The sequence below is a fragment of the Cupriavidus sp. 01T418 genome, assembly GCF_056398885.1.
In genome coordinates, this window is sequence record NZ_JBFTQG010000001.1 from 89475 (window position 1) to 113268 (window position 23794).

Consider the following 23794-nt stretch of genomic DNA (forward strand, 5'->3'; position numbering starts at 1 on the left):
GGTCAGTTCAGGTATGCGCCCGTCTTGGCGACGATTCCCTTTGCGCGGTCGGTCTCGCCATTCAACCGGCTGGACAAGGCGTTCGCGCCGGATTGGCTGAATGCGAGATCCACACTCAGATCGGCCATGTGTTTGCGCACTTCCGGATCATTCATGATGACCCTGCTTGCTTCACGCAGCCGTTCGACGATCGGTGCCGGAGTGCCCTTGGGTGCGAACAATCCGTACCAGACGGTGATGTCATAGCCGGCAATGGCTTCGGCAACCGTTGGCACGCCTGGCATGGACTTCAGCCGCGCTGCCGTCCCGACTGCGAGCAAGCGAAGTTTTCCGGATTGGACATGAGGCATGTACTCCAGCAACGGGCCGGTCGCCAGATCGATATGCCCCGCGATCATGTCATTGATGGTTGGACCGCTGCCTTTGTACGGAATGTTGGCAATGTCGACGCCTGCCATCGTTTTGATCATCTCCAGCGGATAGCTCGTCGGGCCGCCATAGTTCACCTTGCCTGGATTCGCCTTGGCGAAGGCAATCAGCTCGGGAACAGTCTTGTAAGGCGTATATGGATTGGTCACCAGCACCAGCGGCGTCTCCCCCAGCGGCGCTACAGGCGTCAGGTCGCGCGTGACGTTGTAGGGAAGCTTTCTGTAGAAGGCGGCGTTGACGGCATGAATGCTGTTGAGAATCCCAATCGTCTGACCGTCCGGCGCCGCTCGCACCAGCGCCTCCGCACCGATATTTCCGCTTGCCCCGGGCCGGTTCTCTACCACTACGGGTTGGCCGAACACCACCGCCAGCCGCTGCGCCAGTGTCCTTGCCAGAACGTCATTGATGCCAGCCGGTGGGAAGGGAACGATGAAGGTGATGGGTTTTGAAGGCTTCCAGTTTGCGACCGCGGGCTCGGCTGCCGAAGCCACCCGCCCACTTCCAGGCATGCCCCCGAGAATCGTGGAAAGCAGGCTCGCAAGTACAGCGAACTTGACCGACGCCTTCCTTAGCGCCTGGGTGTCTAGCATCAACATTTGATCATGTCTCCTTGATTTCTTGGCGCACTGAGCGCGCCGAGTACGTCCTGCACCTATCTTTGTCGATCTGATGAAGTTGCGCTTTCCCAACCGGCTAGCGATTTACCAAGGCGTCCTTCATTTCTCGCGAGACTAGCCTCACGGGACGCTTGCATTTACCAAATCCTCCGCAAAGTAGTCCGCGTGCCGCCCCAATGCAATGTCCCCTGGTGCAGGATTGGGTTCTGTTCATCAACAAAGGGAAAGAGAAATGGATACAAAGGACTTTGTGCTGGTTGGGCATGGCCCAATACACGTCATCGCATTGCACGGATGGTTCGGCCGTGGGCGAAACTGGGGGCACTTCACTCACGAAATCGACGTGGATAACTTCACCTATGCCTTCATGGACTATCGGGGCTATGGATCTCGTCGTCATGAAGAAGGCGCCTTCACCATCGTCGAGATCGCCAGGGACGCACTGGCGCTTGCGGACGCGCTCGGATGGCGCCATTTTGCATTGCTCGGACATTCGATGGGTGGCAAGGTCATGCAGGCAGTCGCGCTTCTTGCCCCAGAACGCGTCGTCGCAATGGTGGGGGTCACCCCTGTTCCGCCAACAGCTGTCGAGTTCGATGCATCCACGCGTTCCGTGTTTGAAAGCGCCGCCCACGACATCGAAGCAAGAATTGGGATTATCGACATCACCACCGGCAATCGGCTCGGAAGGAACTGGCTCACGCGAATGGCCGAGGACTCCGTCGAACACTCCGAGGTTGCCGCATTTGCCGCCTACTTTGGTGCGTGGGCCGACACCGACCTGTCGGCGCGGATTGCAGGTATCGACATCCCCACTCTCCTGCTCGTAGGGGAACATGACCCGTCGTTGACTGCAGCGGTGATGAACGAGACCTACGGCAGGTTGTTCCTGAATGCGCAAGTACAGACGATCGGCAATGCGGGGCACTACCCGATGAACGAAGCGCCAGTCGATTTGGCTACCCGGGTCCAGAGCTTTCTTGACTGCGAGGTCAGGTGCACCTGAGCCTTGCGCCGCCGGCCGGAATGCCTTCCAGTGAGTACCGCCGGCGGCCTGATTGACAGCAAATTTCGAATCGTTCGAGCCTATGGCGCTTCCGTTGCGCCAATCGCGACAATGCCGCGCCTGCCCGCTTCCTCGTCCATATCGGATGGCCCGCCACTCACGCCAACGGCTCCGGCGAATTGGCCTCCGATATAGATGGGGAGAGAGCCCTGTGACGGGAACAACGGACCACCATAGACGAGGGAGCTCATCTGCCCGAAGACAATGGGATTGGCTCGATAGCGCTGAGCCAGCTCGGCACCCGATGCACCACCAGTCGCCGCCGTCGCCAGCGCCTTTCCGCGTGCAACATCGAATGTGCCGAACGGGGCCCCGTCCATTCGCACGCCAGCGACGAAGTGGCCTGCAGCGTCCACGACGACAATGCTCACAGGCATTTTCTTCTGCGCCGCAAATTGAACCGCCCCGTTGACGAGGCGATTGGCTGAATCCAGGCCAAATACCCTGCCCGGCTCTGATTGTTGCGCGAAAGCCGAAAGAGAACAGCAGAGCTGCAAGACAGCCGTCGCCAGCACCAGGTATCGCATCGTTCTTGTACTCCAATTGGAAATATCCGCGGGCAATGAGTAAGGGCTTATGCATAAGAAGTCACAAAGACCGACGGACGACTGTAGGGAGGCTCGTCCAATCGGCCACACCGGGGGCTAACTATCACCCCGGCTGCGAAAAGCGATTTATCAAATCGTCCAATCTTTGCGTCAGAACAGTTGGCGCATGCCGAACATCACGCCGGCCGGATTGGAGGCGCCAGAGGACGACACCTCGTTGGGAAAGTTCGAGAACGTGTAGTTGGCGTTGCCCTTGTTCCAGATCTTGCTGGTGTTCGCGTAGAGTGTCGTCCGCTTGGAGAGGTTGTACTGATAGCCCAGAGATGCCTGATCGCCGCGGTTCGGCGTGCTGGCTGTGCGCTGCATTCCGTACGCCAGCAGCACCAGCCCGCTTGCGCCTACGGGCACGGAGACACCAACATTGTAGCCACGGTCCTTGATGGTTGACTGTCCCGGATTCCACCGCGTCGCTTGTCGCACGTTGGCGAATACCTTCAACCATGGGAACTCGTATGTCGCCCCGATCGCCCGCTCATCGCGATCGGAATCGGTGACCGCGCCGATGCTATAGGTCCTCTCGTAGGCCGCGCCAAGCCAGAGCGGGCCCCTGCCGTAGGTAAGACCAATAGCCTTCAACCAGTCGGCATCGCGAGGCGCTGACGGTCGCTCGGCCCCGAACGAGAAAAGCAGACTACCCTGAAAGCCCGCCAGATCGGGGCTCTCGTAACGAATGGAATTGTCGGCCCGCGCCGTCAGGCTACTGCCGGCCGGGCCACTATTCTGCAAGCGTCCAAGTGGGCCGTACGGCGAGAAGCCAAAGGCCGATGCCTGCCCCTCGATATAGTAGATAGGGGTATTCTGCCGGCCAAGCGTCACAGCGCCCCATTGCGTGCTGTTCAGACCTACCCAAGCCTGCCGGCCAAACAACCGACCGCCCTGTTGAACCGTACCGGTGTCTAGCGCGAGACCTGACTCCAGCGTGAACACCGCCGACACGCCGGATCCCAGCTCCTCCTTGCCACGCAAGCCCCAGCGCGATTGGTACAGCCCCCCGTCCTCCACGCGCATGGCGTGGTTGCCACCGGATTTCACGTACTCGACGTACTGATCGGCCACGCCATAAAGCGTGACGCCGCTCTGTGCAACCGCCAAGCCTGGCGCGGCTGTTGCCGCCCCCACCAATATGAACGCTCCCAGCTTCTTCATGCTCTCTCCTTGTCCCATCCACCGTACGCAGCGGCGTGGTAGTTCGCGCGGTCAATTGCCGCGGAGCAAGGGTAAGAGCCAGAGGCAGGCAGGTATTAACCCAATCGTCCCGCCAATTGCAGTCAAGTCCGGAAAGGAGTGCGGGCGGCTGCCATGGTGCCGAGGAGAATGCCAGTTGCAACAACGTGGAAGCCGTGTGCGACTGGCGGATGAATCGCCTATTTCAAAGTTGCCCCCTGGGATGGCGATTCATCCGTTTGAGCACGCGTACGCGCCAATGAGCAGAAACCGCCCGCGAGAAGCGCCTTCAGGGCCGCACGCTAGAGATTCTTGCTCAGATCGTAGTTGTAGGGATCGCTGGAGAATCGCTGTGAGCGCTCGGCGCTAACAACTTGGCTTGCGCAGCCAAGCAGGCTGAGGGTCAGTGCAAAGAGAATCGCTGTTGTCAGGATTTTTTTCATGATTTGCCTCGGAGAAGAGAGAGAGCCCTTTCGGGCGGACTGGGGGACAAAATCCATTCTAGTGGCAATCTTTTTTCTATGCCTTTTGCCCCGTGTGGCCTGTGCCTGGCAGCAGTCACTCTCGATACCGCCCTGCGGCAGAATCCCACCTCCAAACATCAAATTATTTGAATAATGCTGATAATCATGGCTGGCTGTTCGCGCACTTCCGATCGCTAGCGTTTTGCACATGGACAGCGCAACAACGCAGGTCAGTTAATAGTTTGGGGAAAATCCGATCCCCGCCGGCGGCGCTGCCGTTCCCTTTACAGGGCAGATCCGTTTCTTCGCGAACGCCGGGCGCATCCATGGGCTTGGGCGGCTCAGAAATGTCGGATTTGATATCGGTGAGTATGTGTCTATACTGCGATCGTTGTTTCACCGCGAGATGAACTATGGAATACGCTCCCAGCATCAGCCAGATGGCCGGCCTGCTCGCCGACCCCGGACGGGCTGCCATGTTGTGGGCGCTGATGGACGGCAGCGCGCGCCCGGCGGGTGAGCTGGCGGTCATCGCCGGCCTGTCGGCATCGTCCACCAGCGGCCACCTGGCGCGTCTTAGCGAAGGCGGCCTGCTCGCGGTGCAGACGTGCGGGCGCAATCGCTACTACCGGCTCGCCACGCCGGAGATCGGCGTTGCCATCGAGGCGCTTGCCAGTGCGTCATTGGCGAGCCAGCCGCCGCGCGTGCGCGCGGTGCCCGCCTCGCGCACCGCGCCGGCCGCGCTGCGGCAAGCCCGGACCTGCTACGACCATCTGGCGGGGCAACTCGCGGTTGGCTTGTTCGAGCGCATGTCGCATGCCAACTGGCTCGTGGTGGACGGCACGGCCGTGGACCTGACCGAGAGCGGCGCGCAGGGCATGGCGCAGCTCGGCGTGGATCTCGAGCTCGCGCGCCGCAAGCGGCGGAAGTTCGCCTGCACCTGTCCCGACTGGAGCGAGCGCAAGCCGCACCTGGGCGGCGCGCTGGGCGCGGCATTGCTCGATAGCCTGATGGCCCGCAACTGGATAGAGCCCACGTCCACCTCGCGCGCGCTGCGGGTCACGCCGCGCGGGCAATGCGAGATCCTGCGCATCGCCGGCTGAGCGGCGGGCGCGCCTGGCCGGATACAATTCCCGTGATCAATGCGCTGTACCGGCGCCGCACCGATGGAGGGCTGATGCGATGAGCGATGAACTGGACGACGAAACCCACCGCGCGCTCTGGCGGCTGATCGAACTGATCAACTTCGACGATCCGGCCATGATCGAGAAACAGCAGACGCTGTTCGACGAGGCGCTGGCCAACTCGGACGACGCGGATACGGTCGAGGGACAAGAGCTGCTCTGGATCCTCAAGGACGTGATCGACTGGGAGTCCGGTTTCTATGTCGACTTGAGTGACGCCATCTCGTTCATCAGTTGCATGGACGAGCTTTGCGCCCGTCTGGACATCGAACTCGACTGGGGCGTGGAAGATCCGGAAGACGAGGCCTTCCTGGAAAAAACCAGCGTGCCCGAGCTGATGGAACTGGCGCACGAGCAGTTGCGCCTGGCCGGCATCACGCTATGGAACTGGGACACCGAGAGCGACGCCAATGCCGGCTGGCTCGCGCGCGGCGAGGACGATGAGGAAATGATCGGCCTGGCCGAGGCACTCCGGCTGGAGATCAGGACCGGCGACCAGCCGTATTGAGCGAACCGTGGCGCTGCGATGCGCGCGGCAGGCGGGATCATGACTGGCGCGCGCCGGGTGCCCCGCGTCAGTCCGTCAGATCGCCGCCAACCGGATCCTGCCGATCCGCACTGCCAAGCGTGCGCTCCAGTACATCAAGGAAAGCCCTGACGCTGGCTGGCATCAACTTCCGCGCGGGCATCAACACATACACCTTCAACGGCGACGACAAATACCCCGGCAGCAGCCGCACCAACCGTCCCTCGGCCAGCTCATCCTGCGCAAAACGCGGCGACAGCCGCACCATGCCGAGCCCATCCGTCGCGGCCTTCAACCGAATTTCCGCGCTCGGCGTACGCATGCGCGGCTCCACCGCAATGCTGGCAACCTCCACGCCATCGCGCAGGAATTCCCAGCGCCGGTCCTCGACATTGCCCAGCGTGGGCCAGCCCGCCAGATCCTGCGGCGTGCGCGGCAGACCCCGCGCGCGGATCAGTGAGGGCGCGGCATAGAAGGCGCGCTCAATCAGCACCACCCGCTTGCTGGCAAACGAGCTGTCATGCAGGCCGGTGTGCGTCATGACGAAAACCAGGTCGTAGCCCTGCTCGACCAGGTCGGGCTGCTCCCAGCTCACATCGATCTGCACGCGCAACTCGGGATGCAGGCGCAGCAACAGCGTGAGGCTGTGCGACAGGTGCATCGAGCCAACCTCGTAGGGGGTGGAAATGCGCAAGGTGCCACTGACCTGATTGCTGACCGAAGCGGCCTCGGCGCTGATTTCGCGCAGCTCGTTAAAGAGCGGGGCGACCCGGTCGTAGAGTTGCTGGCCGCGATCGGTTACCCGCACGCGGCGCGTGGTGCGCTCGAACAGGCGCACGCCAAGATGCACCTCAAGCCGGGACACCGCTGCGCTGGCCGACGACTTGGGCACATCGGCCAGGTCGGCTCCCCTGGTAAAGCTGGCGCCTTCCACCACCCGGCAAAAAATCTCCCAGTCCTTCCATTCGATCGTCTTCATGCGCCTTTCCTTTCGCCACCTTGCGCGTCATCGGCGGTGCGCGTCAGTGCGAGCCATTGTCCCATAGCGCGAACAATGGTGTCTTGACCTGCTTGCCGCCCAATTCCCCGCAAAGCTTTCCTTGACAATTTACATCGTAAATCTACACTGTAAATCATCGTGGCCGGACAGCCCGGAAACAGAGCCCAAACACCATATCCACACCACATCCATCGCATTATCAGCACGACAAATGGCAAGAAACCTTACCCAGGATGAGATCGACGCGTTCAAGGCCCGCCTGTGCGCGGTGGCCGAACGGCGCTTTGCCGAAGGCGGCGTCGCCAGCGTGAGCATGCGCCAGCTTGCCGAGGAACTGGGTTGCAGTCCGATGACGCCCTACCGCTACTTCAAGGACAAGGAAGACATCCTGGCGGCGGTGCGCACGGCGGCGTTCGACCGCTTCGCCGCCGCGCTGGAAAGCGCCGGCGCCAGCGTCGGCGAGCCGCGCGAGCGCACGCGCGCGGTGGGCGAGGCCTACCTCGCCTTTGCCATTGCCGAGCCCAACGCCTACCGGCTGATGTTCGACATGACCCAGCCTGGCGCCGAGCGCTATCCCGAGCTGGAACGCGCTGGCTCCCGCGCGCGCCGCACCATGAGCGCGCACCTGGAAACCATGGTGGAGCGCGGGCTGATCCACGGCGACCCGCAGGTGCTGAGCTATGTGATCTGGGCCTCGATCCACGGCCTGGTGATGCTGCACCTGGCCGGCAAGCTGTCCGGCGGCCCCGGATTCCGCCTCATCCACGCCGAGATGATGCGGCTGCTGACGCAAGGCATGCGCGCGCCCGTGCCCGACGCCGGCACCGAACCCATCCCCCCAGCCACGCCGAAACCAGCCCGGCAGCAGACCAAAAGGAGCCCGAGATGAGCCAGCCGTTCCCGTCGTCCCCCTACCTCAGCGGCAACTTCGCCCCCATCCTGATGGAGTGCGATGCACTCGACCTGCCGGTACTGGGCGAGTTGCCGCGCGCGCTGCGCGGCACGCTCTACCGCAACGGCCCGAATCCGCAGTACGCTCCGCGCGACGCGCAGTACCACTGGTTCATCGGTGACGGCATGGTGCACGCCTTCCATATCGAGGATGGCCGCGTGCGCTACCGCAACCGCTGGGTGCGCACCAATAAACTCCAGTGCGAGCAGGCCGCCGGGCGTGCGCTGTTCGGCAGCTGGGGCAACCCTGCCACCACCGATCCTTCGGTGCTTGGCCAGAACGACGGCGTGGCCAACACCAATATCCTCTGGCACGCGGGCCGCCTGCTGGCGCTGGAAGAGGCCGACCCGCCGATCGAACTGGACAGCGAGAGCCTGGCCACGTGCGGCGAGGTCGACTACGGCGGCAAGCTCAACGGCGCCATGACAGCGCACCCCAAGGTGGACCCCGTCACCGGCGAGATGGTGTTCTTCGCGTACTCCGCCGACGGCCCCTTCACGCCTGCCCTGCGCTACGGCGTGGTGGACCGCCACGGCCAGTTGCAGCGCCTGGAACGTTTCGAAGCGCCGTTCCCCAGCATGGTCCACGATTTCATGGTGACGCAGAACCATGTGCTGTTTCCCATCCTGCCACTCACCGGCAGCATGGATCGCGCCATGCGCGGCGAGCCGGCTTACGCATGGGAACCGGCGAAGGGCTCGCACATCGGCATCATGCCGCGCAACGGCGGCGCCGCGCAGATGCGCTGGTTCCGCGGCGAGGCCTGCTATGTGTTCCACGTCATGAACGCCTGGGAGTCCGGCAACAAGGTCATCGCCGACGTGATGCAGTACGAAAGCGCGCCGCTGTTCAATCCCGACGCCGATGGCACCGGTGCGCGCCTGTGCCGCTGGACCTTCGACATGGCCGGCAGATCCGACCGTTTCACGCGCGAGTACCTGGATGACATGCCAGGGGAATTTCCCCGCTTCGACGAGCGCTTCTCCACGCTGCCCTACCATCACGGCTACTTCGCGTTGCGCCAGCACGAAAGCAGCGCGCGCGGCAGCTATGACGGCCTGGCGCACGTCGACCTGCGCAGCGGCAAGCGCACCGTCCACGTGCTGCCGCAAGGCGATGCCATCTCCGAGCCAGTGTTCGTGCCGCGCGCGGCCGACAGCGCCGAAGGCGATGGCTGGCTGCTGGCCACGGTCTACCGGGGCGCCGAGGCGCGCAGCGACCTGGTGGTGCTGGACGCCGGCGCGGTGGCGGACGGCCCGATTGCCACGGTACAGCTTTCGCACCGCGTGCCGTTCGGCTTCCACGGCAACTGGCTCGGCACGGACTAAGCCGGCTGCGAGCGCACCTTCACACCCCTTGCAGGCGGTTGGCGCATCTGGCGGCTTCGTTCAGTGCTCGAACATGAGCACCGAACGCGCCAGCTCGCCACGGCGCAGTTCGTCGAAAGCCTCGTTGATATGCTCCAGCGGCATGCGGCGCGAGATCAGCTCGTCCAGCTTGAGCTTGCCCGACAGGTAGAAATCCACCAGCCGCGGCATATCCACCGGGAAGCGGTTGGAGCCCATCAGGGAGCCCTGGATGCGCTTCTCGGCCAGGAAATCGGTGCCCTTGATCTCGATCTTCACGCCAGGCGCGATCATGCCGATCACCGTGGCGGTGCCGCCGCGGCGCAGCATGGAGAAGGCCTGCTCGGCAGTCTGCTTCAGGCCGATGGCTTCGAAGGCGTGATGCACGCCGCCGCGCGTGAGCTCGCGCACGGCTTCGACCGCGTCCACATCGGCGGCGTTGATGACATCGGTTGCACCGAATTTCCTGGCTAGTTCCAGTTTGCCCGGCACACGGTCGATGGCAACGATGCGGCCGGCACCGGCAATGGCGGCGCCGTTGATGGTGGCCAGCCCGATGCCGCCGCAGCCGATCACGGCCACGGTCTCGCCCGGGCTCACGCGCGCGGTGTGCACCACGGCGCCCACGCCGGTGGTCACGGCGCAGCCGATCAGCGCGGCGCGGTCCAGCGGCATCTCGCGGCGGATTGCCACCAGCGCGTGCTCGTGGATCAGCATCTGCTCGGCAAACGCCGACAGGTTGAGGAACTGGTTCATCGGCGCGCCCTTGGCCAGCAGGCGCGGCGCCTCGCCTTCGCGGCGCCTGGTGTCGGGTTCGACACACAGCGACAGGTGACCTGTCAGGCAGTGCTCGCAATGGCCGCAATAGGCCGACAGGCAGGTAATCACATGATCGCCGGGCTTGACCGTGCGCACTTCCGAACCCACCTGCTCCACCACCCCGGCGGCTTCATGCCCCAGCACCACCGGCATCGGGGAGGGATAGGTGCCGTCGAGAAAATGCAGGTCCGAATGGCAAACCCCCACCGCCACCGTACGCAGCAGCACCTCGTGCGGCCCCGGCTTGCCGATGGTCACGTCTTCGATCACAAGCGGGGTCTTGGGTTGATGCAGGACAGCGGCTTTCATAGGTCTCCTTGTTGTTCGATCTGTTCGATCTGTTCGATCTGGTTCGACGCATGCGCTGCGATTCCCGTCCGAGGGCACGGGTGGCGGCATGGCTACCATACAGCCGAAACGCCATTCGGTGAAGCCGTAGTGCCCCTGCACCCCTGACCTCCCACCAGGCTGCAGGCCTAAGGATCAGGAAAGCGACGCCGCCTTGCCTTGAGGCGCGGGCGCGGCGGCGGGAGCGGATTCCGGCTCCGCCGCAGCCGCGGCCAGCTCCGCGTTGCGCTGCAGGTGATATTTGCGCAGGATCTGCTGGGCGATCGACAACCGCGAGCCCACCGGCACCGGGAACCGCACCAGCGCATCGAGCCGGTCCGCGGCCATGGCTTCGAACATCACGCGCGGCTCGAACTGCGAGAGATCGAGAAAGCGCGAGCCGCCGTATTCCTGCAGGCTGTGCCGGGCTTCGGCCAGGAACGGCTCGCACACTTGCTCGGTGATCGCGATCAGGTCGGCCTCCACACGGTCCGGGTCGCTCTTCTCGCGCAGCGGGATGCGCAGCGTGTCCAGCGTGTACTTGCCCGCCTGCGAGTGATTGCGCACGGCCACGGTGAGCAGCATGCTGTTGGGAATCTGCACCGTGGAGCCGGTGAACTGGCGCCCGCCGGCGATCTCCACCAGCGTGGTGGTGAGCACGTCCATGTCCACCACCTCGCCGGAATGCGGGCCGATTTCAACAACGTCGCCGAGCTGGAAGGGCCGCGCCATCATGCGCAGGAAGGCGCCGAGGAAACACATCACCAGTTCCTTGCCGCCGATCACCAGCGCCACCGCGAAGGCGGTCAGCGAAATCGCCACGCTTTTGAGCTCGGACACCCAGATGCCCAGCAGCAGCAGGAACACCACGGCGGCAACGGCGTTGCGCGAGGCCACGGTCCAGGTGCGATAGCTGCCGCGATTGTCCTTGTCCACTTGCTGGCGGGCCTGGAAGAACCGGTTGATGAACTTCACCGCCACCATGCCGGCCAGCACGATGCCGACGCTCAGCGCGATATGTTGGAGATGGCTGTCGTTGAAGGGCAGGTTCATGAGGAGGGGTCCGAATGCCGCGAGGATGCAAAACCCTGATTCTAGCCATGCCGCAATGCAGCGCGCGCGAAACCGGCCCCTGCGGCCAAATCAAATTTTTCCCCGACAGGTGTTGCAAACAGGCCGCAATGCAGTGCCCCAGGGCAGTCACTGCGAGTTCGCATGACGCGCGCGCATGGCGAGCGATCTTGCTGCTGCACGAAACAATGCTCGGAAGACCTGGACAAAAGACTCTAACCTCCGAAATCTGTCCGCAATAATGTGGAAGCCCGGTCTGCGCCAGCCCGGCAAAAGTGAAGTCCGATGCCAGCGCGATAAGTGATGTGACATGCGGCTCTTACATCTTTTTACAGCAGCCGCCAGTCTTCTTGGCTAGCCTTCATTCATTCGCAAATGCACAGCGAACACGAGTCCTGCGCATTCGCGAGTGTCGTTTATGGCCGTTGGGCCATGCGCAGTCGCTCCACGCCGGCGGTCAGCCGGAGCGCGGGCAATCAACGGACCGGGCACATTCCGGTCCACACAAAGATCGGTGCGCAAGCGGCCCTGCCGGGCCGTGACACAACGCATCGCGGATAAATGATGGGGGACAGGTTTCACTGGGAACGAGCGGTCTCGCGGACACGCCCGATGCTATCGGCTTGCCCTTTGTCTTTGCGAACCCGCATTGCGCGAACTTGCCAAGAGGATGCCATGAGCGAAAAAGAAAAACTGGAACACAGCCGCCCGCCGGTCACACGCCTGCCAATACTGCGCGCGGACGAACTGGCACCCGCGAGAGGCGGCCGCGAACTGAGCAAACGCCCACTCTGGCATGTGGTGCCGCGCCTGACCAGCTACGGCGTGGCCATCTTCATCGTATGGGTGATCCTGACCGTGATGTTCCCGCCCGTGTTCACGCGTTCATCGGAACGCGCTGTGGTCGATGGTCCGGTCAGCCTGGTCACCACGCCGGTCGAAGGCGTGGTGGCTGGCCAGCACGTTGCGGTGGGGACGTCCTTCGCGCCCGGAGACACGCTGATGAGCGTGCAGAATCCCAATATCGACCGCGCCTTGCTGGTCGAGCTGACCGGCAAGAAGCTCGACACCCAGCAACGCTATGACGCCGCCAAGGCCAGGCTCGAAGGCGATCAGAGCCGCCTCGCCGCAACCGACCAGGAGATCAAGAAGTACCAGGCTGCCGCGCAGGCCGAGCACGCCGCCAAGATACGGGGGATCGAGGCGCGCATGGCGGTCGCCAAGGAACAGGTAGACCAGCAGGAAGATGTGGTGAACCGCAACCAGGCCATGCAATGGGCGGGCGCGGTCAGCGAGGCCTACACCAGTGCCTCGCGCTACCAGTTGTCGATCCTGTCGAACTCCAAAGAGGCGATACGCGCCGAACTCGACAACGCGCTCAGCAACAGCCAGGCAGCCAAAGGCAAGGTGTATCTCTCCAGCACCGACGGCGCGGTGTCCACGCTGGCGCAGCGGCATGACGAGCTGACGGCGGAGATCACCCAGCTCCAGGCGGAGCTGACCCAGCTTGAGCAGTATGGCAAGTCGGTCGACACCTTGGTCGCGGATGAGGAGAAGCGCCTGGAGCGCATGTCCAACCTGGATATCAAGGCTTATGACACGGGCATGGTCCAGGATGTGCTGGCGCCCCCCGGCACGCGCGTGGCGGCCGGCGCGACGTTGCTACGCAGTACCAACTGCGCCCAACCCCGGGTGGTGGCGGTGTTCCCGCGCAGCCTCAGCAACGACCTGTTGCCCGGCGCCAAGGTGACGGTGCGCGTGGACGGCGTGGCCGCGCCGTTGGCGGGCAAGGTCGCCGAGATCCTGCCGCGCGCGCCGGATGGCGAGCAGGCGCGTTACTTCGTGCCGTTCCCGCCCATCGAGAAGAACGAGATCTACCTGATCGCCAAACTGGACAAATCCCTGCCTGCGCTGCCCCGGCAGAGCGCGGGCGCCGAGGCGGATCGCTGCGCGCTGGGCCGCTGGGCCAAGGTCAGCCTCGACCAGCCCTGGTGGGGCCATATGCGCGCGCTGATCTGATGGCGCCGGGCGCCGGACCCGACGCAAGGCAGGAGATCGCCATGAACAGGGCTTCACGCTACTTACACCGCCACCTGCTGCCGCCGCTGCTGGCCAGCGCCGTGGCGCTGGCCACGATCCTCGCCCCATCCGCCGCCGCGCAGGCGCCGCCAGCGCAAGCGCGCGAGCAGTTGCTGGCAGGCGCCTGCCAGGCCATTGCCGCGCGGGTCGCAGCGGTGCCTGGCCAAGGCCCGGTGATGCTCGGCAGCTACGAGCCTGCGCCGGGGCAAGGCCCGCTCGCGCCCGCCTTGCAGCAAGCGGCGTTCGTCTACGACAACGCGCTCGCCGGCATAGCGCTGGTGGCCTGCCACCGCGTTGGCGATGCGCGCCGCATAGCGGACGCCATGGTCGCTGCCAGCGCGCGCGACCGTCACTACCACGATAACCGGCTGCGCAACGCCTACCGCGCCGGTGCGCTGCCGGCGGGCCCCGCCCCCCTGCCCGGCTGGTGGGACACGCCGAGCCAGCGCTGGTTCGAGGACGCCTACCAGGCCGGCACCGCCACGGGCAATGTGGCATGGGCCGCGCTGATGCTGCTGGCCGTCTACGACAGCACCCACGAACGCCGCTATCTCGACAGCGCCGCGGCGATGATGGGCTGGGTCGACGCCACGCTGTTCGATGCGGGCCCGCCGGGCGGCTTTATCGGCGGCTACTTCGGCGAGGAGCCCACGCCAACCCGCCAGGCCTGGAAATCCACCGAGCACAACGTGGACGCCTATGCCGCGTTCAGCTGGCTGGCCCAGGTCAGCAACGATCCGCGCTGGGCGGTGGCGGCGCGGCGCGCCCGCGGCTTCGTCGAGGCCATGTGGCAGCCGCGCGAAGGCCGCTTCGTGATCGGCACGCGCGACGATGGCCGTACGCTCAACAGCGGGCCGTCCGCTCTCGATGCGGTGTTGTGGCCGCTGATCGCGGTCCCGGATGCGCCCGCCGACTGGCGCAGGGGCCTGGACTGGACACGCGAGCGCCATGGCGTCGCGGGCGGCTACGGCTTCAACGGCAACCCCGATGGCGTCTGGACGGAAGGCACCGGCCAGGCCGCGCTGGTGCTGCGCGCCAGCAACCGCGCGCAAGATGCCACATCGCTGTGGCCACTGCTGCTGGCGCAGCGCGCGCCCTCCGGCCTGCTCTACGCTACGCCGGCACAACGCATCCGCACCGGCCTGTCGATCGGGCCGACTTCCACCACGGAGGACTTCTACTACTACCACCTGCCGCACCTCGGCGCGACCGCATGGGCCGTGCTGGCGGCCGCGGGCTGGAACCCCTTCCGTCCCGGCGGATGTGTCGGCGGCGCTTGCGCCAGCTCCCCTCCTGCCCCTCCTATCCCTCCTGTCCCTCCCGCCAAGGAGTAACGATGTTTGAATTCTTCCTCGATGGCAGGACACTGCTGGTCATCAACGTCGCCACCTTGCTGCTCATCTGGCTGTGCATGCGGGGAGATCGCACCCGGGAATCGGACCGCTGCGCATTCGGCGCCATCACCGCGACCTTGCTGCTGGTCTATCTCGCCTGGCGCTGGACCCAGACGCTGCCCGATTGGCAAATGACCTTCCCGAGCCTGTGGGCGCACGTGTTCTTCGGGTTCGAGATCATGACGCTCGCGTACACCCTGATCTCCATCGTCACGCTGACGCGCAGCAGCAACCATACGCCGGCCGCCGATGCGGGCGAGGCCGCGCTGCGGCGCAGCCGTTCGGTGCCGCGCGTCGATATCTTCATCGCGACCTACAACGAGGGGCTGGAGATACTGGAGAAGACCATCGTTGCCGCGCTGGCGATCGACTATCCGGATTTCCGCGTGTGGGTGCTCGACGACACCCGGCGCGACTGGCTGAAGGCCTTCTGCGCACAGGTGGGCGCCAACTACGTCACGCGGCCCGACAACACGCACGCCAAGGCGGGCAACCTCAATAACGGGCTGCAGCATAGCGCCCGCGCCGGGCATGGCGGCGGCGCGCCCTACATCATGGTGCTCGACGCCGACTTTGCCCCCAACAAGAACATCCTGCTGCGCACCATCGGCCTGTTCGACGATCCCAAGGTCGGCGTAGTGCAGACGCCGCAGTTCTACTACAACGCGGACCCGATCCAGTACAACCTGCGCTCGACCGAATGCTGGGTCGACGAGCAGCGCGCCTTCTTCGACGTGATGCAGCCCGCCAAGGATGCCTGGGGCACCGCCTTTTGCATCGGTACCTCCTTCGTGGTCCGGCGCGACGCACTGGGCCGCATCGGCGGCTTTCCCACCGGCACCGTGACCGAGGATATCCACCTGACGTACCGCCTGATGCCGCACGGCTACATCACGCGCTGGCTCAACGAACGCCTGAGTGTGGGCTTGTCCGCCGAAGGCCTGCCCGAATATATCAGCCAGCGCAGCCGCTGGGGCCTGGGCACGATCCAGGTCGCGCTCACGGCCGACGGGCCGCTGCGCGGAAGCGGCTATACGCTGGGCCAGCGCCTGCATTATGTGCATGGCCTGCTGCACTGGCTGAGCCGTCCTTTCACGCTGATGCTGCTGGCTGGGCCGTTGCTGTACTGGTACTTCGACGTCCCGACCCTGTATGGCGAACCGATCCAGTTCCTTGCCTACGGCGTGCCCGCGCTGCTGGTTTACTGGGCCTACAGCATCTGGGTAACGGGCTCGCGCGCGCTGCCCATCTTTACCGAAGTCACCCAGATCGTGTCCGCGCTGGCGGTCACGGCGACGCTGGCCAGCGCGTTCGTCAAGCCGTTCGGGCGTCCGTTCAAGGTCACCAACAAGGGGCTGGACCGCAGCAAGCTGGTGATCCATGGCAAGTTCGCCATGCTGTATGGCTGCTTGATCCTGCTCTCCGGCATGGGCCTGGCGCGCGCGGTGGCCGCCGATGCGGCGGCTTCGGGACTTGTCTTCAACTTCGCCTGGACCGCCGTGTCGATGGTGCTTTACCTCACCTCGCTGCTGGTTTGCGTGGAGCTACCGCGCCCTCGCAAGGAAGAGCGCTTTCCCTATCGCGAGCGCGCACTGCTGCGGATCAACGGCATGGCGGCTTGCGCCGGGAACGAGTACGCCGCCACGACCGTCAACCTGTCCTGCAATGGCGTCGCCATCGTCAGTGAACTGGCGGCGGCGGTCCCTGTCGGCGCCGAAGGCGCGTTGTGGATGGAGGCAACGGGCTGGGTGCCGTGCCGGATCGCGCGCCGCCAGGGCAAGCTGCTCGGGCTCGCCCTGCACCTGGATATGGCGACGCGCCACCGCCTGATTCGCCTGCTCTTCAGCGAGCCAGTTCACAACGTCGCCAGGCAGGGCAATCCCCGGCTGGCCATTTCGCGGCTCATATGGCGCGCCTTTTCCGGTTGAATCCCATGTACAAGACTCTCGCCCCCACGCTGCGCGTCCTCTGCACTGCCCTGCCGCTGGCCCTGGCCGCATGTACCCTCGAGCCCAATTACGAGCGGCCCGCGCAACCGGTACCCGAGGCCTGGCCAACCGGCCCCGCGTATGCCACCAGCACGAAGGCGGGCGCCGAAACCACCACGGCCGCGGCTGACCTCGGCTGGCAGGACTTCTTCGTGGATGCGCGCCTGCGGCGCTTGATCGAACTGGCGCTGGCCAACAACCGCGACCTGCGCGTCGCCACGCTCGCCATCGACCAGGCACGCGCGCAGTACCGTATCCAGCGCGCCGCGCAGTTCCCGGCGATCGACGCCGGCGCGGGCGTACTCAAGCAGCGCATACCGAGCGAGTTGCGTGCGCCAGGGCAGTCCGCGCTCATCACGCAGTACAGCGCCGGCGTCGGCTTCAATGCGTTCGAGCTGGATTTCTTCGGACGGGTACGCAGCCTCAAGCACGAGGCACTCGAACAGTATCTCGCTACCGAGGCAGCGCAACGCAGCGCCCATATCAGCCTGGTCGCCGAAGTCGCCAGCGCCTACCTGACCTGGCGCGCCGACCAGGTGCTGCTGCAAATATCCGAGGACACGCTGAAGAGCCAGCAGGCCGGCGCCGAGATGATCGAACGCGGCAAGCGCGCGGGCGCCATGGCGCAGCTCGACCAGCACCGCGCCGAAACCCAGGTGCAGACCGCGCGCGTGGGCGTGGAGCAATACACGCGGCAGGTCGCGCAGGACGAGAACGCCCTCAGCCTGCTGATCGGCGGCCCGCTGCCGCAGGACCTGCCGCCTCCCGAGCCCTTTGAGTCAAAGAACCTCGTTGCCGAGTTGCCTGCCGGGCTGCCCTCGGCATTGCTGCAGCAAAGGCCCGACATCATGGCGGCGGAGCACCGCCTGAAGGCGGCCAACGCCGACATCGGCGCCGCGCGCGCGGCCTTTTTCCCGACCATTTCGCTGACCGCCGCGGCCGGCTCCGCCAGCACCAGCCTGTCCGGCCTGTTCTCTGCGGGCATGGGGGCCTGGACCTTCGCCCCGCAGATCACCCTGCCGATCTTCAATGCCGGCAGCAACCGGGCCCGGCTCGACGCCTCCAAGGTGGAGAAGGACATCAATATCGCCACCTACGAGAAGACGATCCAGACCGCCTTCCGCGAAGTGGCCGATGGCCTGGCAGCGCGCGGCACCTATGACCGGGAGGCCACCGCGCAGGAGACCCTGGTCAAGGAGGCCGGCGAAACCCAGCGGTTGTCGGAGATGCGTTTCAAGAACGGCGTGGACGACTACTTCTCGGTGTTCGATGCGCAGCGCCAGCTCTACAGCGCGCAACAGACCCTGGCCACCATCCGGCTGGCCCGGCTGACCAGCCGTGTCGCGCTGTACAAGGCGCTGGGTGGTGGGTTGTCGGAGCACACGACGGCGGGCAATGCACCGGCAGCCACGACACCAGGCAACCCGGCGACGCTGCCGGCCGCCTCGGCGGCGGCACCGGCACCGGCACCCGCCGTGGCGCAAAGCCCTGTCGATGAACCAGCGCGATGAAGGATGGCGGTCACGGCCGCCCTCCCGACTTCCAGAACGTTGTCAGCCTCTCCCTCACTGCGGCACCAGCTCCACCCGTTCCCGACTCTCCTTCTCCACCGCCTTGCGCGTGTAAAGCAGCGGGAAATACTCGCCCTTGGCCCACAGCGGCGCCAGGTCGCGGTAGTGCGGACTGGCCGGATTGCCGGACTGGCCGGGCGCGTTGACCACGCGCGAGGCGTCCCAGTTGCCAACGTCCAGCACCATGCGAAACGATGCGCCCGCGGTGAGCTGATAGTCGTTGTTGCGGTAGCTGGCGTTCATCGGCGTAAAGGAAGATCCACCGATCGGGCCAGCGTTCACCGCGTAGCGCTGGCGCGCCGCGCTGTCCAGGATCGGATCGAGCGGGTGGCCGAACACGGCGGTGTGCAGCTTGCCCCACTGCCATGCCTTCGGATCCGGGCCGAGCTTGCGCTCCAGCTCCGCCATGGCGCTCTTGAGCGAGGCCACCACGACCTCATTGCGCCGCTCCAGCGGCATCCACGGTTCGGGCCGTTCCAGCACGGCCAGCACGCGGTTGGCGTCGCCGTAGCCGGCGAGCCTGGCGGCATCGGGTGACAGCGCCGCGCGCACCACCGCCGGGCGCAAGTATTTGCTGAACCACACTTCGAACAGTGCCGCGGGCGCGCTGTCGGCCCGCTCGTTGCCGTCCCAGCCACGCAGCAGTTCGAGCCCGCGCCGCGCCTGGGGGTCGTCGCTACGCACGTTGGCAAGCAGCGCCACCACGCGCATGGCCGGCAGCGAGGTCGTGTCGTTCTGCCAGGCCATACTGTCGGCCAGCGTCGAATGCGGGTTGGCCGCCACCAGGCTCTTCAGGCGGCGCGCACGTGCGGTGTCGCCCCACTCAAAGCCCACGCCAAACCTGGCGGCGGGATGGTTGGACGGGATCGTGTTTTCGTTAGCGGTCACCACATAGCCCGCGGCCGGATTGTAGGCCCATGGCAACTCGTCCATATTGCGGTAGCCCGCCCATTCGTAGCGGCCGTCGCCCGGCACCGGCGTAAGGCCATCCCAGTTAGGACGGATCGGGGTGAGCCCGGCGGGAATCCAGCCGATATTGCCTTCGCGGTCGGCATAGACCTGGTTCTCGCCTGGCGCGCCCCAGCGGTTCATGGCGGCGCGGAACTGGTCCCAGTTCTGGGCGCGCATATACTCCACCGAGCCGAAGTACGGCGCCATGCCGACGTCCAGCCAGGCAGCGCGTAGCGCATAGGCGCGGCCGCCCTTGGCATCTGCGTAAAGTACCGGACCATGGCGGGTGAAGTCGATGGCGACCTTGCGCGGCGTGGGCTCACCGCGCACCGCGATTTCCTCGGTCACGGTTTCCATCGGCTCCCAGCGGCCACGGTATTTGTACTCGTGCTGCTGCGCCGGGTTGGTCTCGTAGACGTAGAGGTCTTCCTGATCGATAAAGAAGCGGGTCAGGCCGAAGCCGATGGTGCCGTTGTGGCCGATCGAGATGCCCGGCAGGAAGGGCTCGCCGGCGCCGATCACCGACAGCCCCGGCGCATTCAGGTGGCTGATATAGCGCAGGCTGGGCGCGCCATGCGCACGGTGCGGGTCGTTGGCCAGAATGGGACGCCCGGTGCTGGTGCGGGAGCCGGCAATGACCCAGTTGTTGGACCCTTGGCTGCGCGCGGTGTCGCTGTTGGCGTCAAGCGCGGCATAGAGCGCTTCGCGCGGGATCCCATCGGCCCGCGTGGAGGTCCACCATTCCTTCGGAAAACGCGGCGCGGCAGTGGCCAGATCGTAGGCGCGGCGCAATTCGGCGGCGGGAATCGCGCAGGTATCCAAGCCATCCGGCAGCTTGGGCTGGATCGGCGGATCCAGCTCGCGGCGCACCCAGTCGGCGCGCACCGCATCGGGCTTCACATGGCAGTAGATCTGCGCCCGGTCGATCTCACCGGTGAAGTTCAGCGGAAACCCGTGAGGGCGGATGCGCACGATGTCTTCCGCGCGCCAGTGCGCGGCTTTGTAGTTCAGTATGCGAAACTCCGGCGGCAGCAATTCCGGCTTGCTCTCGGTCTGCGCCACGTAGGCATTCACCCCGGCCACGAAGGCCTCGGCCACGCGCTTGGCGTCCGAGCCATACGCCAGCCATTCACGATACATGTCGCCGCGGAACAGCACGGCGCGCGCCATGCGGTCGCCTTCCACATAGGCCGGCCCAAAGTCCCTGGCCATTTCGCCCAAGCCACGCTTGCGCCACAGGTCGATCTGCCACAGGCGGTCGCGGGCGGCAATGAAGCCCTGCGCAAAAAACGCGTCGTACAGTGTGTTGGCGTAGATATGCGGCACGCCCCAGCGGTCGATCAGGATGCTGGCGGGCTTTTCCAGGCCAGCCACCTTGAAGTTTTCCGTAGCGGGGGCCGCGGAAGCGGCGGGCGGCGCGGCCTGGGCGGCGATTGCCGCGGTGCTCAGGACGAGCAGGGCGGCAAGGCGGCGGGCTCGGCAAACCATGGTGTCTCCTTGGGACGTGGGGATCGCATTATCCAGGCCGCGCGCAGGGCGGCACGGCGAATCGCCGCAAGGATAGCGGAAGACGCTGGGGCCAGCCTGATCCGGCGGCCGGTTTTCGCATGATTCCCGCCTGGCCCGGGCGTCGCCGGCGCTCGCCCGGCGCGACTTGCATGGAATTTTGTCCCGCCAGATTTTGGTGCATCGCAGAATGACGGCCCCCGGATACCCGTCTATAACCCCTGGCAAAGACAGCAGCCGCGCACAGGACGCGGCAAACATCCCACCCCGCCTACCGACCTATAGCCGGAGACACAGAGCATGCGCTGGAAGCAACGACCGCAGGGTTCCAACTGGGGCGATTTCGGCCCCGACGACCAGCTTGGCCGCGTCAACCTGATCGGCCCCGAGCAGGTCCGCAAGGGCGCGCGCGAGATACAGGCCGGGCTGTCGTTCTGCCTCTCGCTGCCGCTGGACTATCCCGGCGGCAACAAGCTCAACCCACGCCGCCATCCGCCGGTGCTGCGCCCCACGTTCCGCGACGGCATCCCCTATGTAAACTTCCCGCTGGCCAAGGTGGACCCGGCCGCCACCGACGTGATCAGCGACGACCAGGTGCTGCTCTCGCTGCAGTACTCCACGCAATGGGACTCGCTGGCCCACGTGGGCGCGCTGTTCGACGCCGACGGCGATGGCCGGCCGGAGCGCGTCTACTACAACGGTTATCGGCCCAACGAGCATATCGTGGGCCCGGTGGACTATGCCGAGGACGGCCACTTCGCCGCCCACGCCTGCGGCCACGACCACAGCGAGGCGCGCGCGCTCGGCATCGAGAACTTCGCCGTCAAGGGCATGCAGGGACGCGGCGTGCTGGTGGACCTGGCGCATGCCTTCGGCCAGGACTTCCGCAATGTCGGCTACGACGACCTGATGCGCGTGCTGGAGGCCGACCGCATCGAGGTGGAGGCCGGCGATATGCTGTTGCTGCGCACGGGCTTTGCCGAAGTGGTGCTGTCGATGCAGCGCGAGCCGGATGAAGCCGTGCTGCATCACATCTGCTGCGCGCTGGATGGCCGCGACGACAAGTTGCTGAACTGGATCACCGATGCCGGCATCGCCGCGCTGATCGCCGACAACTACGCGGTGGAGCGCTATCCCGCGCGGCCCGCGCCGGCCGGCCAGCCCAACCATCCGCTGCTGCCGCTGCACCACCACTGCCTGTTCAAGCTCGGCCTGCCGTTGGGCGAGCTTTGGTACCTGAAGGAGCTGGCGCAGTGGCTGCGTGCCAACCAGCGCTCGCGCTTCATGCTGACGGCGCCGCCGCTGCGGCTGCCGGGCGCGGTGGGTTCTCCCACCACGCCGATCGCTACCGTCTAGCAAGACTGGCGCCACGCTGTTCCCTGCTGTTTCGCCGAAGCACGACAACAAAGAAAGCGGGCCTTGGAGGCCACGCTAAGGAGACCACCATGCACCGAAGCCACTCGCTGCTGCGCCGCCCGCTGGGCGCGCTGACCTTCGCCGCCGCGCTGCTGTGCGGCGCCGGCCAAGCCAACGCGCAGGCCGCCAAGCCCGGCATTTCCGACGATGAGGTCAAGATCGGCCTGATCCTCGACATGAGCGGCCTGTACGCCGACGTCACCGGGCGCGGCAGCGCCACCGCCGCGCAGATGGCCATCGACGACTTCGGCGGCAAGGTGCTGGGCAAGAAGATCGAGCTGGTGGTGGCGGATCACCAGAACAAGGCCGACATCGCCGCCAGCAAGGCGCGCGAATGGTTCGATACGGGCCACGTCGACGCCATCCTCGACGTAGCCGCCTCGGCCCCCGCGCTGGCGGTGCTGGAAGTCGCCAGGCAGAAGAACCGCATCGTGGTGTTCTCCGGCCCCGGCACCGAGCGCATCACCAACGACCTGTGCACGCCGATCTCGGTGCACTACGCGTATGACACCTATGCACTGGCCAACACCACCGCGCGCGCGGTGGTGCAGCGCGGCGGCAAGACCTGGTTCTTCCTCACCGCCGACTACGCCTTCGGCCACACGCTGCAGGAATCCGCCACGGCGGTGATCAACGAAACCGGCGGCAAGGTGCTGGGCGCGGCGCGTCACCCGATCGGCGCCAGCGATTTCGCTTCCTACCTGCTGCAGGCGCAGGCCAGCAAGGCGCAGGTGGTGGGCCTGGCCGACGCCGGCGGCGATGCCGTCAACGCCATCAAGGCGGCCAGCGAGTTCGGCCTGACCAGGAGCGGCAGCCAGCGCATGGCGGGGTTGCTGCTGTACATCAACGACATCCACGCCATCGGCCTGAAAACCGCATCGGGGCTGCTGCTCACCGAAGGCTTCTACTGGGACATGAACGACGCCACGCGCACGTGGTCGCGCCGGTATTTCGAAAAGCTGAAGAAGATGCCGAACATGAGCCAGGCCGGCACTTACTCATCGGTGATGCATTACCTGAAGGCGATCCAGGCCGCCGGGACCGACGAAACTGCCGCGGTCATGAGGCAGATGAAAGCCATGCCGATCAACGACTTCTTCGCCAGGAACGGGCGCATCCGCGAGGATGGCCGCATGATCCACGATATGTACCTGTTCGAGGTCAAGACCCCGGCCGAGTCGAAGTACCCGTGGGACTACTACAAACTGCTGGCCACGGTGCCGGGCGACCAGGCCTTCATGCCGGTCTCCAAGTCGCAGTGCCCGCTGCTCAAGCGCTGAAACACTGAACGAGGCAATATGCCGAACGCAGCTGCC

At 65.4% G+C, this 23794-nt stretch carries 19 protein-coding genes; 11 read left to right on the forward strand and 8 right to left on the reverse strand.

The window, feature by feature from the left end:
- Positions 1–2: 2 nt before the first annotated feature.
- Positions 3–1025 (reverse strand): Bug family tripartite tricarboxylate transporter substrate binding protein, encoded by a 1023-nt coding sequence (locus AC1DQ3_RS00435; protein ID WP_477118198.1) that lies wholly within the window; start codon positions 1023–1025, stop codon positions 3–5.
- A gap of 253 nt (positions 1026–1278) precedes the next feature.
- Between AC1DQ3_RS00435 and AC1DQ3_RS00440 the strand changes: the two genes are divergently transcribed.
- Positions 1279–2052, forward strand: coding sequence for an alpha/beta fold hydrolase (locus tag AC1DQ3_RS00440; protein ID WP_477118199.1), 774 nt, complete (start codon positions 1279–1281; stop codon positions 2050–2052).
- 80 nt (positions 2053–2132) lie between these two features.
- On the opposite strand, the gene AC1DQ3_RS00445 is transcribed toward AC1DQ3_RS00440, so the two are convergent.
- The 3 genes from AC1DQ3_RS00445 to AC1DQ3_RS00455 all read right to left on the reverse strand — a co-directional run bounded on the left by AC1DQ3_RS00445 (position 2133) and on the right by AC1DQ3_RS00455 (position 4327).
- Positions 2133–2639: a GlcG/HbpS family heme-binding protein gene (locus tag AC1DQ3_RS00445; protein WP_477118200.1), complete on the reverse strand. Its 507-nt coding sequence runs from the start codon at positions 2637–2639 to the stop codon at positions 2133–2135.
- A 171-nt stretch (positions 2640–2810) separates the two neighbouring features.
- A complete protein-coding gene (locus AC1DQ3_RS00450; protein ID WP_477118201.1) occupies positions 2811–3866 on the reverse strand; it encodes a porin in 1056 nt (351 codons plus the stop codon).
- A 320-nt stretch (positions 3867–4186) separates the two neighbouring features.
- Positions 4187–4327: a hypothetical protein gene (locus AC1DQ3_RS00455; protein WP_477118202.1), complete on the reverse strand. Its 141-nt coding sequence runs from the start codon at positions 4325–4327 to the stop codon at positions 4187–4189.
- A gap of 434 nt (positions 4328–4761) precedes the next feature.
- On the opposite strand from AC1DQ3_RS00455, the gene AC1DQ3_RS00460 reads away from it, so the two are divergent.
- Complete coding sequence (locus tag AC1DQ3_RS00460; RefSeq protein ID WP_477118203.1) at positions 4762–5451, forward strand: ArsR/SmtB family transcription factor; 690 nt, start codon at positions 4762–4764, stop codon at positions 5449–5451.
- Positions 5452–5530: 79 nt separating this feature from the next.
- The gene (locus tag AC1DQ3_RS00465) at positions 5531–6040 is read left to right on the forward strand and encodes a DUF6630 family protein (RefSeq protein WP_477118204.1); all 510 of its coding nucleotides are present in this window, start codon (positions 5531–5533) and stop codon (positions 6038–6040) included.
- A gap of 67 nt (positions 6041–6107) precedes the next feature.
- On the opposite strand, the gene AC1DQ3_RS00470 is transcribed toward AC1DQ3_RS00465, so the two are convergent.
- Positions 6108–7037, reverse strand: coding sequence for a LysR family transcriptional regulator (locus AC1DQ3_RS00470; protein ID WP_477118205.1), 930 nt, complete (start codon positions 7035–7037; stop codon positions 6108–6110).
- Between the two features lie 232 nt (positions 7038–7269).
- Here AC1DQ3_RS00470 and AC1DQ3_RS00475 point away from each other — a divergent pair, with 232 nt between their 5' ends.
- Positions 7270–7947: a TetR/AcrR family transcriptional regulator gene (locus tag AC1DQ3_RS00475; RefSeq protein WP_477118206.1), complete on the forward strand. Its 678-nt coding sequence runs from the start codon at positions 7270–7272 to the stop codon at positions 7945–7947.
- Positions 7944–9338 carry a carotenoid oxygenase family protein gene (locus AC1DQ3_RS00480; protein WP_477118207.1) on the forward strand — a complete coding sequence of 465 codons (1395 nt, stop codon included), beginning with the start codon at positions 7944–7946 and terminating at the stop codon, positions 9336–9338. Before AC1DQ3_RS00475 ends, AC1DQ3_RS00480 begins: the two co-directional genes overlap by 4 nt.
- A gap of 60 nt (positions 9339–9398) precedes the next feature.
- On the opposite strand, the gene AC1DQ3_RS00485 is transcribed toward AC1DQ3_RS00480, so the two are convergent.
- A complete protein-coding gene (locus AC1DQ3_RS00485; RefSeq protein WP_477118208.1) occupies positions 9399–10484 on the reverse strand; it encodes a Zn-dependent alcohol dehydrogenase in 1086 nt (361 codons plus the stop codon).
- Between the two features lie 174 nt (positions 10485–10658).
- Entirely contained in the window at positions 10659–11555 is an 897-nt protein-coding gene (locus tag AC1DQ3_RS00490; RefSeq protein WP_477118209.1) for a mechanosensitive ion channel family protein, read from the reverse strand.
- A gap of 693 nt (positions 11556–12248) precedes the next feature.
- On the opposite strand from AC1DQ3_RS00490, the gene AC1DQ3_RS00495 reads away from it, so the two are divergent.
- From AC1DQ3_RS00495 to AC1DQ3_RS00510, 4 genes are read left to right on the forward strand one after another with little or no spacing between them, the layout of a single operon-like run.
- On the forward strand, positions 12249–13592 hold the full coding sequence (locus AC1DQ3_RS00495; RefSeq protein WP_477118210.1) for an HlyD family secretion protein: 1344 nt from the start codon (positions 12249–12251) through the stop codon (positions 13590–13592).
- A 41-nt stretch (positions 13593–13633) separates the two neighbouring features.
- Positions 13634–14986: a hypothetical protein gene (locus AC1DQ3_RS00500; RefSeq protein WP_477118211.1), complete on the forward strand. Its 1353-nt coding sequence runs from the start codon at positions 13634–13636 to the stop codon at positions 14984–14986.
- A gap of 2 nt (positions 14987–14988) precedes the next feature.
- Positions 14989–16974 carry a glycosyltransferase family 2 protein gene (locus tag AC1DQ3_RS00505; protein ID WP_477118212.1) on the forward strand — a complete coding sequence of 662 codons (1986 nt, stop codon included), beginning with the start codon at positions 14989–14991 and terminating at the stop codon, positions 16972–16974.
- Positions 16975–16979: 5 nt separating this feature from the next.
- Entirely contained in the window at positions 16980–18545 is a 1566-nt protein-coding gene (locus tag AC1DQ3_RS00510) for an efflux transporter outer membrane subunit (RefSeq protein ID WP_477118213.1), read from the forward strand.
- Positions 18546–18599: 54 nt separating this feature from the next.
- Here the strand turns inward: AC1DQ3_RS00510 and AC1DQ3_RS00515 are convergent, their stop codons facing one another.
- Positions 18600–21044 carry a penicillin acylase family protein gene (locus AC1DQ3_RS00515; protein ID WP_477118214.1) on the reverse strand — a complete coding sequence of 815 codons (2445 nt, stop codon included), beginning with the start codon at positions 21042–21044 and terminating at the stop codon, positions 18600–18602.
- A 318-nt stretch (positions 21045–21362) separates the two neighbouring features.
- Here AC1DQ3_RS00515 and AC1DQ3_RS00520 point away from each other — a divergent pair, with 318 nt between their 5' ends.
- Positions 21363–22418, forward strand: coding sequence for a cyclase family protein (locus AC1DQ3_RS00520; protein WP_477118215.1), 1056 nt, complete (start codon positions 21363–21365; stop codon positions 22416–22418).
- 89 nt (positions 22419–22507) lie between these two features.
- Positions 22508–23758 (forward strand): ABC transporter substrate-binding protein, encoded by a 1251-nt coding sequence (locus tag AC1DQ3_RS00525; protein WP_477118216.1) that lies wholly within the window; start codon positions 22508–22510, stop codon positions 23756–23758.
- The last annotated feature ends 36 nt before the right edge of the window (positions 23759–23794 follow it).